This is a genomic window from Turicibacter sp. T129, from assembly GCF_025594975.1.
Taxonomy (GTDB): Bacteria; Bacillota_I; Bacilli_A; order MOL361; family Turicibacteraceae; genus Turicibacter; species Turicibacter bilis.
The window spans coordinates 24,181-37,691 of sequence record NZ_JAMQUU010000077.1 but is presented as its reverse complement, the minus strand read 5'-3'; the positions used below and the strand labels follow the sequence as shown (position 1 = coordinate 37,691).

At 32.3% G+C, this 13,511-nt stretch carries 12 protein-coding genes and 1 pseudogene; 10 read left to right on the top strand and 3 right to left on the bottom strand.

Translation table 11 applies throughout. The annotated features are described in order from the left end of the window. Positions 1-457 precede the first annotated feature (457 nt). The 7 genes and pseudogenes from NEH75_RS11835 (at position 458) to NEH75_RS11805 (ending at position 6,949) form a co-directional block, all read left to right on the top strand. Positions 458-1,420, top strand: coding sequence for a biotin--[acetyl-CoA-carboxylase] ligase (locus NEH75_RS11835; protein ID WP_055305895.1), 963 nt, complete (start codon positions 458-460; stop codon positions 1,418-1,420). A 104-nt stretch (positions 1,421-1,524) separates the two neighbouring features. Then, entirely contained in the window at positions 1,525-2,076 is a 552-nt protein-coding gene (locus NEH75_RS11830; RefSeq protein ID WP_055242179.1) for a biotin transporter BioY, read from the top strand. Between the two features lie 357 nt (positions 2,077-2,433). Further along, positions 2,434-4,200, top strand: coding sequence for a helicase-related protein (locus tag NEH75_RS11825; RefSeq protein ID WP_262948920.1), 1,767 nt, complete (start codon positions 2,434-2,436; stop codon positions 4,198-4,200). Between the two features lie 278 nt (positions 4,201-4,478). Continuing rightward, positions 4,479-4,676: a hypothetical protein gene (locus tag NEH75_RS11820; protein WP_055305897.1), complete on the top strand. Its 198-nt coding sequence runs from the start codon at positions 4,479-4,481 to the stop codon at positions 4,674-4,676. 126 nt (positions 4,677-4,802) lie between these two features. After that, positions 4,803-4,955, top strand: coding sequence for a hypothetical protein (locus tag NEH75_RS11815; protein ID WP_156344119.1), 153 nt, complete (start codon positions 4,803-4,805; stop codon positions 4,953-4,955). Further along, positions 4,948-5,499, top strand: coding sequence for an IS66 family transposase (locus NEH75_RS11810; RefSeq protein ID WP_262948921.1), 552 nt, complete (start codon positions 4,948-4,950; stop codon positions 5,497-5,499). Before NEH75_RS11815 ends, NEH75_RS11810 begins: the two co-directional genes overlap by 8 nt. A 126-nt stretch (positions 5,500-5,625) precedes the next feature. Continuing rightward, positions 5,626-6,949: pseudogene (locus NEH75_RS11805) on the top strand (IS3 family transposase). Between the two features lie 110 nt (positions 6,950-7,059). Here NEH75_RS11805 and NEH75_RS11800 read toward each other — a convergent pair. Genes NEH75_RS11800 through NEH75_RS11790 form a run of 3 tightly spaced genes read right to left on the bottom strand, consistent with a single transcriptional unit; the run spans position 7,060 to position 9,410 of the window. Then, positions 7,060-7,653, bottom strand: coding sequence for a hypothetical protein (locus NEH75_RS11800; RefSeq protein WP_055305899.1), 594 nt, complete (start codon positions 7,651-7,653; stop codon positions 7,060-7,062). 22 nt (positions 7,654-7,675) lie between these two features. Further along, positions 7,676-8,317, bottom strand: coding sequence for a YesL family protein (locus tag NEH75_RS11795; protein ID WP_055305900.1), 642 nt, complete (start codon positions 8,315-8,317; stop codon positions 7,676-7,678). A 25-nt stretch (positions 8,318-8,342) separates the two neighbouring features. Then, positions 8,343-9,410 (bottom strand): LacI family DNA-binding transcriptional regulator, encoded by a 1,068-nt coding sequence (locus tag NEH75_RS11790; protein WP_055305901.1) that lies wholly within the window; start codon positions 9,408-9,410, stop codon positions 8,343-8,345. Between the two features lie 499 nt (positions 9,411-9,909). On the opposite strand from NEH75_RS11790, the gene NEH75_RS11785 reads away from it, so the two are divergent. The 3 genes from NEH75_RS11785 to NEH75_RS11775 are packed head-to-tail and all read left to right on the top strand — an operon-like array spanning position 9,910 to position 13,480. Further along, entirely contained in the window at positions 9,910-10,878 is a 969-nt protein-coding gene (locus NEH75_RS11785; protein WP_212725631.1) for an ABC transporter permease, read from the top strand. Between the two features lie 9 nt (positions 10,879-10,887). After that, a complete protein-coding gene (locus NEH75_RS11780) occupies positions 10,888-11,787 on the top strand; it encodes a carbohydrate ABC transporter permease (RefSeq protein WP_055305903.1) in 900 nt (299 codons plus the stop codon). Positions 11,788-11,818: 31 nt separating this feature from the next. Further along, complete coding sequence (locus NEH75_RS11775; protein ID WP_055305904.1) at positions 11,819-13,480, top strand: extracellular solute-binding protein; 1,662 nt, start codon at positions 11,819-11,821, stop codon at positions 13,478-13,480. Positions 13,481-13,511: the final 31 nt, after the last annotated feature.

The following is a 13,511-nucleotide window of genomic DNA, read 5'->3' as shown; positions in this document are numbered from 1 at the left end:
TTTTTATCGTGAATGATAAAAACATTCTTGGCGAATTTTGTTATTAAAATGAACTTATTAAGCTGGAGCATCGAGCTCTAATGGCTTATGTTTCATCAGTTCGTTCATCTATCAAGGAGAATTTACGTAAAAATCTTTAGAAATAAATGATTAGAAAAAGCCCCCTTTCGAGTCTCTATCGTGAAAATCAACTGTCCATTTGAGATGAATCGTTAAATGGACTGGATATCAGGAAGCGAAAAGTCATTGAATTCTTGTTATTCATTAATGATCCAATCCATCCTATTCATCCTTCATCTATAGCACGCTATAAAATGAATAGATGTTGAATGAAAAAATGTCAAACAGGTAGAATTTCTACTTGTTTTTTTATATCAAACGTTAACTTTGATTTTCGAAGTAGTTGACAATAAAAATATTGGGTGTTAAGATGTAAACTATTGGAAGGTGAAATATCATGGGATTAAAACAAGAGATATTGAAATTATTAGAGGAAAATCGTGAACAATATTTATCTGGACAAGAGATTGCGAATCGCCTCTCCTTTAGTCGAACAGCTGTCTGGAAGTCTATAAAGGCATTAAAAGAGGATGGATATGAGATTGATGCTATTTCAAATAAAGGATATCGATTAGATACGACGTGTGATTTATTATCAGCTGAAGGAATTCGATGTTATTTATCATCGGATTATCACAACGTACCTATAGAGGTGCATCAACAGATTGATTCAACGAATACGGAAGCAAAGAAACAAGCGATGAATGGAGCACCTCATGGGACTGTGATATTAGCCGAAGAGCAAACAGCTGGACGTGGACGTTTAGGAAGAACTTTTTATTCTCCTAAAGGAACAGGCATTTATATGAGTATGATTTTACGTCCCAATTTACATCTTAGTCAATCGATTCACGTCACGACTTCAGTTGCGGTGGCCATCTGCCAAGTGATTGAAAGGTTAACGAATCAAAAACCACAAATTAAATGGGTCAATGATATTTATTTAAATCAACAGAAAATTTGTGGGATTTTAACAGAAGCAGTGACAGATTTTGAAAGTGGGAATGTAGAATATCTGATTTTAGGGATTGGTTTGAATGTTCATACTAAACACTTTCCAGTTGAGCTACAAGCGATTGCAGGCTCTTTGAATCCAGAGGTAGTCACTCGCAATCAAATATGTGCTCATTTGTTAAATGAAATTTTTCCACTTTGTGAGGATTTCAGTCATCCGTTCTTACTTGATGAGTATAAATCAAGATCTAATGTATTAGGGAAGTGGATCACATTCATACAAAATCAACAGAGGTATGAAGCTTTAGCAGAAGATATTGATGGTCAAGGAGGACTAAAAGTTCGATTGAAAAGTGGAGAGCAGATGACCTTGAATTCAGGTGAAGTTTCAATTCGATGGAGATAAATTTAATAATTGAAAAATTAGAAAGTTCTTTAACTATTTTGTTTATAAGTGAAACAAAACGCTGATTATTAGGTGATTTACGAATCAAAAAGTGAGGGATAGTCATGAAAACAAAGGATTTAACGAAAATGGCAATTTGTATAGCCTTACTGAGTGTATCGTCGTATTTATCATTTCCATTACCATTTACACCAACGATGGTTACCGCACAAACAATTATGATTAATGTAAGTTCGTTACTACTCACGCCACAACAAGTATTTATAACTGTAATGTTATATCTTTTGATGGGGTTGCTTGGATTTCCAGTTTTCGCAGGAGGCGGTTCAGGATTAGCTTATATTGTAAGTCCAAGTGGAGGCTTCCTCTTAGCCTTTTTAATAGCTGCTCCTGTCATAAGTCTTATGAGGCAAAAAGTAGCCGTTAACTTTAAACGTTATTTACAAGTGACAGTCTTTATTGGGATGCCAATTATTTATTTCATAGGTGCTGTTTGGATGAGTGTGGTTACCCATATGGGATTGATTGCGACATTAAATGCTGCGGTTCTTCCTTTTGTGATTGGCGATACGCTGAAGTGTATCATTGCTAGTACACTAGCCTTGCGATTAGAAAGATTAACTTCTAGTACAAAATGGGTGACTTCCTATGAATAGCGTTTCATTCTATGGATGAAAATAGAACTCGTACTAGTGGATATCAATGTAAAAAGATGAGAGCAATCTAAATAACTCTCATTTTTTTCCATATAAGTGATCTCATGTTATCTATTATTTTTAAAATAATGCTATGTTTAAGTATAGGGTTGAAATTTTATAAACGTTAAAGACCACAAGTTTTTTCAGTCTTTAATGAATATACTCTAAACATTGTTTGGCGTTATTAGGAAAGAAAATTAGATTTTATGATGGTATCGAAACGTCGATGCATCGTTTGATTTTTTATGTTGAAAAACGACTCTTTTTGAGCGATGATTTTTATAAAATGGTTCATCCTATGAGTAGGTGATAAAAGTGAAAAAAAATCGTAAAGATAATCGAGAGTTTAAGCAACTAAAAGAGCAGTTAATTGGTATACGTCAAGTTGTTAAGCATACGAAAATTGGTAACCTTTGGACCCATGAAGCGTCTGTTAGAAAAAAGTTAAAGCAATTGCGTCAGATAGATGGTCACTCCATTAAAGGCTATGAAAATTTAGTGATAGACTATCATGAACTCTTAGATGAAATCTCACGTCGATTACTCGAAGATTATAATGAAAAGAACCAAACACAATTTAAGTTCGATGAAATTGCTCAAGAATATGAAACTGAATATTTATCATCAGGTATTTTAACGGCTTTAGTAAGTAGTCACATCCCAACACTAATGGCTGAAGCCTTTCAAACACATTTTCCGCATAATCCTAAAGATGAGTATCCAGAAGCAAGAGCACTTAAGCGAAAAGTCTACCTCCATTTAGGCCAAACAAATACTGGAAAAACATATCAAGCCATTCAACGATTAAAACAAAGTACAAATGGAATTTATTTAGCGCCCTTAAGAATTTTAGCGTTAGAGATTTTTGAGCGTTTGAATGAAGAAGGTATTTCATGTGATTTATTAACAGGTGAAGAAGAAGTACTCATTGAAGGTGCGAATCATCAAAGTTCGACCATCGAAAAACTAAACCTTAATGAGACGTATGAAGTTGCTGTGATAGATGAAATCCAAATGATTGGTGATTCTCAACGCGGGGCAGCATGGACACGGGCTTTACTTGGTTTAAGATGTCCTGAAATTCATTTGTGTGGTGCACTCAATTCAAAAGAGGTACTAGTGGAAATTTTAAAGGATTGCGGGGATGACTATGAAATTATTGAGTACATACGTCAAGTTCCACTTGAGATTGTTAAAGAGCCCTTTAAGTTAAGTGATGCGCAAGTTGGAGATGCCTTTATTCTATTTTCTAAACGAAAAGTATTAGAGTTAGCAAAGTTCTATCGTGAAAGTGGAATTAAAGCGAGTGTCATTTATGGTGATTTACCACCGGAAGTTCGTAAAATGCAGTATCATGAGTTTATTGATCATGAAAATATAATCTTAGTGTCAACTGATGCTATTGGAATGGGGGTGAACTTACCTATTCGACGTATTATTTTTATGAACCTTCAGAAATTTGATGGAGAAGAGGAGCGTTGGTTGACTTCTCAAGAAGTAAAACAGATTGCAGGACGTGCTGGACGAAAAGGACTTTATGAGGTAGGTTACGTGTGTGCTTATGGAAAAGGCTACTCATTTTTAAAAGAGAAAATCGAGATGGAAGATCCTCTTATTGAAGAGGTGGTTATGGGGCCAAGTGAAGCTATTTTAGAAATTGAAGGATTACCATTAAAAGAGAAACTAGCTCTTTGGAGTACAACCACTATAGAACTCGAATGGTATCGTAAAATGGATATCAGAGACTATATTTTAATTTTAGATAAAATTAGAAAATACCAGTTAAGTGAACACGATCAATGGAGTATTATGAAACTACCAATCGATGTTCATAATGAGGAGATTATCGCAACCTTACTTGCCTATATTGAGAATTATTTTATTCAAGATCAGGATGAACTTCCAAAACCTTATCAAAAAGAAGAAAGTTTACGAACACTTGAAACGTATTATCAGAAAGTAAATCTGTATTACTCTTTCTGTAAAAATTTCGACATTCCCTTTGATTTAGACTGGGTATATGAAGAACGACTTCGAGTAAGTGAACGAATCAATGAATTTTTAGTAAATGGTAAATATTAAAGAAAAAAGATGATATAAGTAATAATAGGTGAGAAATTAAATACTGAAAAATAATAAAAAGAAGCAACAGCTCCTTAAAAAAGAACCTATAAGATAGATACTTGAAAAAGTGTGAGCTTATAGGTTCTTTTATTGTAACTATTCAGCCACCAAGTAAACAACATCCGTTTCTTGGTGGTTTTGTTAATGATATGTAGTTCTATTGACCTACTTACCTACTTGTAAAATTTGAGTTATAATATCCTTACTATTCCAACTTTAGAAGAAGGTGTCATCTCATGTCAGAATCTGAAATCATCAAAGTTTATCAGGAGGGGATTCAATCCGTTATTAGTTTAGTTCAAGGACTTTCCACTCAAATCTCTGAGTTATCTCAGACTGTTTCAGATTTAGATGCTCGCCTTAAAAAACTTGAAAAACAATCAAATAAAACAAGTAAAAACAGTAGTGGGTTCCCTGCCATTTATCGTCGATAAATGTTTCTACCACTAGTAGGGTAATGACCTCCCTCAACCGATGGTTTCAAAAAGACAAAAAGTTTACGTCAACCTTCAAACAAAAAAACGGGTGGTCAAGTCGGGCATAAAGGTTCAACCTTAAAAATGGTAGAAAATCCGAATCATGTTGTGACACATCATCAACAAACTTGCCAAGGGTGTGGATGCCGTTTGGAAGATGTTAAGCCTGAAAAAACGATGAAGCGTCAAGTCTTCGATTTATCCTCCTTAAACTTTCAAAGGAACCGTCATCCATGATCATTGGACACCGTATTTTAAATATGATGATTGCACTCATGCTTTATGTAACGTTCATCATTTAAGAGAATTCAAAGGAATCATCGAGTTTGAGAACCAACAGTGGGCAAAGGACATGACGGAATTATTGCTTGAAGCTAAAACTTATTCAGAAGAGACTGAATATCCTTTACCACGAGATAAGGTTCAAGAATTTGGGCAGCGATATCAAACAATCATTGAAGAAGGCTATCTGGCGAATCCTTTAAAAGCTCATGAAAAAAATACAGATCCAGTTCGATTACTCAATCGTTTATCGAAACGACAAGAAGAGGTGCTAGAATTTCTATATCAAGTTGAAGTTCCATTTGATAATAATTTAGCTGAGCGTGATGTCCGAATGACTAAAACGAAACAAAAAATATCAGGCTGTTTTCGAACAGAAAAAGGGGCTCATTGTTTCGCACGAATCAGAGGATTCATTTCAACTTATCAAAAGCAAGGATTAACGATCATTGAAAGTATTGAAACCATTTTAAGAGGAAATACGATTCAATTTTCATAAAATACAAGAGGGGGACTTCATGAAATGGGTACCTCTTTTTAGCTTACCCTCTTGTACTAGGCTGAATAGTTACCTTTTATTTTATAATAGAAAAAAAGATAACTTGAGAGAAGTATGGTGAAGAGAATGAGTCAAAAGAAGTTTACAGATAAAGAAATCAACATTTTAAATAAAAACCCTTATGTTAAAAAGGTATCAGAAAAAGCAATTATTTGTCATGATGAATTTAAACGTTTATTAGTTGTACAACTAGATGAAGGAAAAACTCCTCGTATGTTTTTTTAACAAGCAGGATTTAATGTTGAGATGATCGGCATGAAACGGATTGGATCTGCTGTTTTTAGTTGGAAATTGGCTTATGAAAAACCTGGATTATTTGGATTAAAAGATACGCTTCCGATGAATTCGGCACGTCGTTTAAATAGAGAGTTAACCGCTCAAGAGCAGACAGCTAAGCTTGAAGCTAAAATTAAATTATTAGAAGCAGAGAATGAATTATTAAAAAAGGTATATTTGATGGAGAGGGGGAGACTAAAGTAGTTAAATCCCTCACTCCTTCACAGAAATATGAGTTAATTACACAAGTCATTGAACACTTTAACTTAAAAGGTGTCATCGGCTATTTTTGTGATACCTTAAACGTCTCACGCTCAGGCTATTATCGCTATTTTAGTGGTGATGCAAAATAGAATCGACTAAAATGTGAAGAAGTGGATTTAATGGTTAGGGATCTTATTTTGAATATTTTTAATCATCGTGGATACAAAAAAGGATCTCTTCAAATTAAAATGACATTAGAAGGTGAAATGGGGATTGTTTATAGCCTTAAACGAATTAGACGCATCATGAAAAGATAGAGAATTATCTGTCCCCATCGTCGAAGGAAACCCTATTTAAAACAACTAAAAGCAACAGAAGAACATCGCGTTTTTAAATCGAGAATTTAGAGAAGAAACACCAGGTAAAGTCTTACTCACTGATATTACTTATTTATATTATGGAACTGGAAAAGTAGCCTATCTATCGATTATTTTAGATGCCTCTACCATTAAAATTTTATCTTATCATGTTTCGGATAGTTTAGGGATGCCATTGGGGACTGAAACCATTGAAAAACTATTTAGGAATAAACGAATCCCACTTCATCCAGAAGCGTTTATCCACTCTGATCAAGGAGCCATGATACCAGCCCAACCTTCCAAGCTCTATTAAAGAAAAAGGGATTAGGTCAATCCATGTCTCGAAAAGGAAACTGTTGGGATAATGCACCACAAGAATCTTTCTTTGATTACTTCAAAGATGAATCCCTATTAAAGAATGCCAAACATTAGATGAGGTAAAATACGAAGTCAAACGATATAAGATGTATCATAATATAGCACGTTATCAATGGAATTTAAAAAAGATGACTCCTGTGGGGTACAGAAATCATCTTTTAAATGTAGCTTAACTCATGTTTTTTTGAAATGTCCTTGACATAGGTTCCAGATTACCTTATTATTACGCTTCTTAATTCGTATCAAGTGATAAATACTGATTGAAAAAAAGAGTGTTAGAAATTTAAGGATATAAATAATTTAAAAAAGTTAATACAGTATCTTTATTTGAACAATTTTTAATTATTCCTAAATATAGATTCCCATTAAAATTAAATTTGGACATTAAAGGGCTATTCGTTATCTCGATAACAGAGGAAGTGTCGTCAATAGTTAATAAGTGGTTTTGTAGAGAACTATTAGAACTTAATTCATCCAGAGAATATAGGAAATCATTTTCACTAAAATAATTTAGAGAAGAATCATCCATTATGACTATGTCTAACTGTTGAGCATTGATTGTTGCTAGAAGTTTTAAATGTGAGGCATAGGTGATTTCGTATTCTTCTTGAGTTGGATTATTTTTAATATAAAGATTATCGTAAAGTTGTACTTTAGCATCATCAATAGTAAGAGTAGTAATAAAATTATCACTTATAACAAGTGATGCTTGATCACTTAAATTAACATTAACTAAACCGATATTAAGAATGATATCTTTTCTAAATAGGAGGCCGTGAGTTATATTAATGACGAAGTATAGTAGTAGGATAATAGCTAAAACATGAAATTTATAATAGTCATAAAAATATCTTAATTTATTAAATTCCACACTCATTTATATATTTCTCCTTTATTTTCTAGACTAGTTTTTGTTCGTCAAGCCTTTTAGTTTTCTGTTCACATTGAAGTATAATATTAGACATTAAATAAGAACTAATTAATGCTGTGATTCCCATGCCAAAGATAATAAGTGGTGTGAAAATAAATATAATTGTATAAAAAATGATAAAATGAATGAAAGTGATAACAGCGCTACACATTAAAAAACGAAGTCCAATTATTAAAGCATTTTTAAATACATAGAGTGTTTTATTTTCAAATTTAGAAATTAATGGATAAATATAAAGGCTAATGAGAAGATAAGCTACACAAGCTACGAAATACGAGGCTAATAGGATGGTCCAAAAAATATTATCTAGACCTTTATGATATAAAATGTAACCATCAATTAAAAGAAGGGTACCTAAAAGTGTTAAAATTATCCAAACAGAAGTACTTTGTTTAAAATTTTGTTTAAAAGATTTAATGAAATCTTTAGTAAGATTACCTTCTTCATTACGAACAATTTTTAGTGAGACACTATATAAAGCTGTCGTTGAGGCTCCGATAGTAAAGATAGGAATTGAAAATATAAACCATAAAATATTTAAATAAGCACTGTAGCAGATGTTTGTGAGTGCTTTTGAAACAGGACTGTTATACTCGAATAGATTACCCATGAAAAATCTCTCCTTTTTAATCTCATTAGTGATTTGTTGATTCTCTAAGTATGAGTGTTGTTTCGGTATACATCTTACGGTAATTTAAAGTAGGTTCTTTAATTCTTGAAAATAATAGTTCAGCAGCACAAACCCCCATTATTTGACTGTGGATATGAATAGTTGTTAGTGGAGGAGATATAATCCTTGATTCAGGAGAATTATCAAATCCACATAAAAGAACATCATCGGGAACCTTATAGCCTTTAATTTTTAAAACGCTAATAACATCTAATGCAATAAAATCATTTGCACATATAAATAAATCAGGTAACTCATCTAAATTATCAAGGCAATTGTGCAAGTATTCCAAATATGAACTTTGTGTTTGAAGCGATTTATCTACATTATGATTTGTAAAACAGAATTTATCATAATACTCTATATTATGAAACAATAGACCATTACGAAATGCTAGGTAGCGTTCATAGAAAGATTGACAGTGATTAATTTCTCCAATGAAACCTATTTTTCTTTTGCCACGATGAACCATTTCTGAAATAAGTTGTTGAATTCCTGATGTGTTTTCCATATACAGGAAATCGGAATTAATAGGATTTGATGTTAGAACATGTGAATCTACGAATAAGATAGGGATATTTAAATTACTAATCATATGATTATAATCTTTATCAAACATTTCAAAACAAATAATCCCAGCACAAGTATGTTTGTTAAAAGAAGAGGGAAGTTTTAATGAGCTTAATTCTTCAGGTAAAACTCTGATGATTGTAAGCGTATAATTTAATTGTGATAATTCACGTTGAAATTTATCAAGCATTAATGATGCAAAGTGTGAATTATTTAAGAAGGTGGATGTTAATAAAATGATTTCACTTTGTTTTATAGAATTAGAAACTAGATCGTTGAAATTATTAAAGTTTGAAAATTCTGCGATTGAAAATTGTTTATATCCCATTTCTATAGCTTTTTGCATAACTTTTTCCCTAGTTGCTTCTGCTATAACTCCAGTATTATTAAGTGCTTTAGAAACAGTATTTCTAGAAATACCTAAAGCATCAGCAATATCTTGAATTGTTACTCTATTTGACATATATCCTCCTTATTTTTATCATTCTAATATTGATATTTTTATCAGAATGATTTTTTATATTTATATAAGTAGTGAAATATATTTCATAATCTCAGAATCAGGTTTATCCTATCAATATTTTTGACAGAAAGATCAACTATTGTCATGCTAAAATTTTCTCAGTTATGAAAACTTATCAGGACTTATATATTTAGGTTTAGTGAATGATTGGGTATCGGAAAAATATAGAAATATATAATTATTATAATATACGAATAAAAAATAGTCAATTGCACAATGTTTGCGCTTTATAATGTAACAAAAATTGTGCAAACGACAAAAGATAATTTGTGCAATTAATGGTGTTGTAGATGTAAGATTTGGGATATTTTTTGGTTAAAAATAACAATATTTATTGACAATGTGTAAAAACACTGATATAAATACTAATGTAAACGGTTGTATTGTTACATTTGTAAAAGTATTGTGGAGTGAATTAATTTTAGAAAGGAGAAGAGTCATGGAAAATAGCGCACATGTTTTGGGAAATAACCAAGTGAAAAAGCGTGGTAGACAACTGAAAAAGCGTGGTAGATCAAAAGAAACAATATTATATATAAAATCCCACTGGCAGTTATATGTGATATTTCTTTTACCAGCTTTATTATTAACATTGGTATTTAAATATTTACCAATGGGAGGGGTATTAATTGCATTTCAAGATTATAATCCGATAAAGGGGATATTGGGAAGTGAATTTGTTGGTTTTGAACACTTCATAAGATTTATGAAATCTCCAGATTTCATTTTATATCTAGTTAATACCTTAAAGTTGAGTATATATGGCCTACTATGGGGGTTCCCAGTACCTATTATCTTAGCTTTCCTATTAAATCGGATTAGTAGTTCTAAAATAAGACAAAAAGTTCAATTGGTATTATATTTACCTAATTTCATATCTGTTATCGTATTGTGCGGTATTATACGAATATTATTATCAGTAAATGGGCCGCTTAATTTATTCTTTAATACAGATATAGACTTTATGACTATGCCCTCAGCATTTCGTACAATTTATATTGCCTCAGGTATTTGGCAAACTGCTGGATGGGCTTCGATTATGTACACGGCTGCACTTTCGAATGCAAGTAAAGAGTTGAAGGAAGCGGCGATTATCGATGGAGCTAATATTTTTCAACAAATTAAGGCTGTTGAATGGCCAGCGATTAAAGATATCGTTGTGATTCAATTTATCTTAGCAGCAGGAAATGTTATGAGTATCGGCTTTGAAAAAGCATATGCGCTGCAAACAGATTTAAACTTACAAGCTTCTGAAATAATATCTACATATGTTTATAAAATCGGATTGCTACAGGGTGATTATGGATTCTCAACAGCAGTAGGATTATTTAATACAGTAATTAATATTATTTTATTAGTTTTAGTGAATAAAATTATTGCTAAAATGAATGACGGAAAAGGATTGTAGGTGAATAGTATGGAGAGGATAAAAAAATTTCATAAGCTATGTGTTAGTGATAAGTTATTTTTACTGCTATCGTTTTTGGTATTGGGGTTATTTTTATTAGCTATTATAGTACCTGTATTATATATTATCTTTGCATCATTTGTTGATCCAGTAACTTTACAAAATCAAGGAATTACTTTTGATTTCAGTAAATGGACCTTAACAGCATATGAAAGGGTAATTGATAATGCATCAATTTGGACAGGATTTAAAAATGCTATTATTTACTCAGTGTTATTTACTGTCATTTCGGTTATAGTAACGTTGCTAGCGGCTTATCCTATGTCAAGAGAAGATTTTAAAGGTAGAAAGATTTTTAATCTAATATTTATGATTACAATGTTTTTCGGGGGAGGATTAATTCCAACATATTTATTAATAAGTGATCTAGGATTATTAGATTCAATTTGGGCCATAATTTTGCCAGGGGCTTTTAGCGTATGGAATATGATTATTGCTAGAACGTATTATAAAGGTATTCCAAGTGAGTTAAGAGAAGCTGCAGAAGTAGATGGTGCTAATGAATTAGTCTATTTCTTTAAAATCTTATTACCAGTTTGTTTTCCAATTATTGCAGTATTATCATTGTGGCAATTTGTTGGAATGTGGAATAGTTATTTTGATGCAATGATTTATTTAAATGATGCATCTAAGCAACCATTACAACTTGTATTGCGCTCGATATTAATTCAAAATCAACCTGAGTCTGGAATGATTTCAGATATACAAAGTACGGCTGAAAGAGCTCAGCTAGCGGAGTTATTAAAATATTCTACAATTATTATTTCGAGTTTACCCTTAATTGTGATGTATCCATTTTTCCAAAAATATTTTGATGGAGAAATCATGTTAGGATCGATTAAAGGGTAATATAAAATACAAAATTTATGGAGGGGAAAAAATGAAATGTAGAACAGTTATGCAGGGAATTAGTCTTTTTTTAGCGTCATCTATAGCCTTAGTCGGTTGTAGTGGGAATAAAGTAGAGTTAAGAAGTCAAACGGATTTTCAAGAGGTTGATGTAGCAACTCTGCAATTTCCTTTACAAGAAACGACGACTATCAAAGGAATGACAACGTTTCCAGCTAATACGGAATCTAATCCAAATAACCGCACAATTTTTAAAAGGTTACAGGAGGCTACTAATGTAGAGGTGGAGTGGACAGCCATTCAATCAGATCAATGGGGAGATAAAATCACATTAGCAATGTCAGATGTTAATACATTACCTGATTTTGTAATGAATGCAGGATTTTCTACAAGTGATTTATCAAGATACGCACAACAAGGAGTTATTCTTCCATTAGAAGATTATATTGAAGCGTATATGCCGAACTTGAGTAATATATTAAATAAATATCCAGAATATAGAACTATGATTACTGATTCAGAAGGACATATTTGGTCACTACCTTGGATTGAGCAATTAGGTAGCGGGAAAAAAGCTATTCAAACAGTTGGAAATATGAGTTTTATTAATCAAAAATGGCTTGATTTCTTAAATTTAGAAATACCTGAAACGGTAGAGGAATTTGAAGAGATATTAATTGCCTTTAGAGATAATGCGGAAGCTTTACAAAAAGAATTTAATATAGATGGAGATATTATTCCAATGTCTTGTATTATTAATGATGGTGATCAAGATCCTTCAATATTAATTAATGGATTTGGGGAAGGATACGGCGATCCAGATAAAAGTAGACATATTGCAGTAACAGATAATCTAGAAGTCATTAGTACTACTGTACAAGAGGGGTACAAAGAAGGTATTCAATGGCTACATTCTTTATATGAGCAAGGTTTAATTGATGCAGAAGCGTTTACTCAAGACTGGTCTACATATGTCTCAAAAGGGAAATCAGGACGTTATGGAGTTGCTTTTAGTTGGGATATTGCAAACATTGATAATCTTAATGATTGGGTTCCATTACCAGTTCTAACTGCTGATGTGACAAATTTAACAGCTCAAAATGGTTCATTTACTAGTGGTGTAGATGTTGGGCGTGCAGTAGTGACAGCTGCAGCTGGAAATCCAGCATTAGTATGTGCATATTTAGATCAAATGTATGATCCATTTCAATCTCCACAAAACAATTGGGGAACTTATGGTGAAGATGATGAGTTTGATATCTTTGAATTAGGGAAAAATGCAGATGGTGAAGAAATGTTACAACATGCGCCTCTAGGTGATGCATCACCTGTTGAAGTTCGTGAAGCTGAGTCTGTTGGTGGCCCATTGGCTATTCTTGATGAGTATTATGGTGTTTATGTTACTACACCAGCTGATGCACAATATCGTTTAGAGTGGATTGAAGAGTACTTTACACCAGATATGAATCATGAATATGTATATCCTGTAGTTTTTATGGATCAAGAAGATACTAAACGCTTAGCAAATCTTCAAACTGATTTGGAAAAATTAATGAATACTAAAAAAGCTGATTGGATTAAAAATGGTGTTACTGATGAAGAGTGGAGTCAGTACCTGAAAGATTTAGACGCTTATGGACTACAAGAATATTTAGAAATTCATCAAAAATATTTAGATGCAGCTTATGAATAATTAGGATAATAACGTATCTCAATATGTCTGG

What these genes read in the sequence shown, in the direction of transcription:
- NEH75_RS11835 (WP_055305895.1), top strand. Translation starts at nt 458, where the DNA reads ATGGGATTAAAACAAGAGATATTGAAATTATTAGAGGAAAATCGTGAA.
- NEH75_RS11830 (WP_055242179.1), top strand. Translation starts at nt 1,525, where the DNA reads ATGAAAACAAAGGATTTAACGAAAATGGCAATTTGTATAGCCTTACTG.
- NEH75_RS11820 (WP_055305897.1), top strand. Translation starts at nt 4,479, where the DNA reads ATGTCAGAATCTGAAATCATCAAAGTTTATCAGGAGGGGATTCAATCC.
- NEH75_RS11815 (WP_156344119.1), top strand. Translation starts at nt 4,803, where the DNA reads ATGGTAGAAAATCCGAATCATGTTGTGACACATCATCAACAAACTTGC.
- NEH75_RS11800 (WP_055305899.1), bottom strand. Translation starts at nt 7,653, where the DNA reads ATGAGTGTGGAATTTAATAAATTAAGATATTTTTATGACTATTATAAA.
- NEH75_RS11795 (WP_055305900.1), bottom strand. Translation starts at nt 8,317, where the DNA reads ATGGGTAATCTATTCGAGTATAACAGTCCTGTTTCAAAAGCACTCACA.
- NEH75_RS11790 (WP_055305901.1), bottom strand. Translation starts at nt 9,410, where the DNA reads ATGTCAAATAGAGTAACAATTCAAGATATTGCTGATGCTTTAGGTATT.
- NEH75_RS11785 (WP_212725631.1), top strand. Translation starts at nt 9,910, where the DNA reads ATGGAAAATAGCGCACATGTTTTGGGAAATAACCAAGTGAAAAAGCGT.
- NEH75_RS11780 (WP_055305903.1), top strand. Translation starts at nt 10,888, where the DNA reads ATGGAGAGGATAAAAAAATTTCATAAGCTATGTGTTAGTGATAAGTTA.
- NEH75_RS11775 (WP_055305904.1), top strand. Translation starts at nt 11,819, where the DNA reads ATGAAATGTAGAACAGTTATGCAGGGAATTAGTCTTTTTTTAGCGTCA.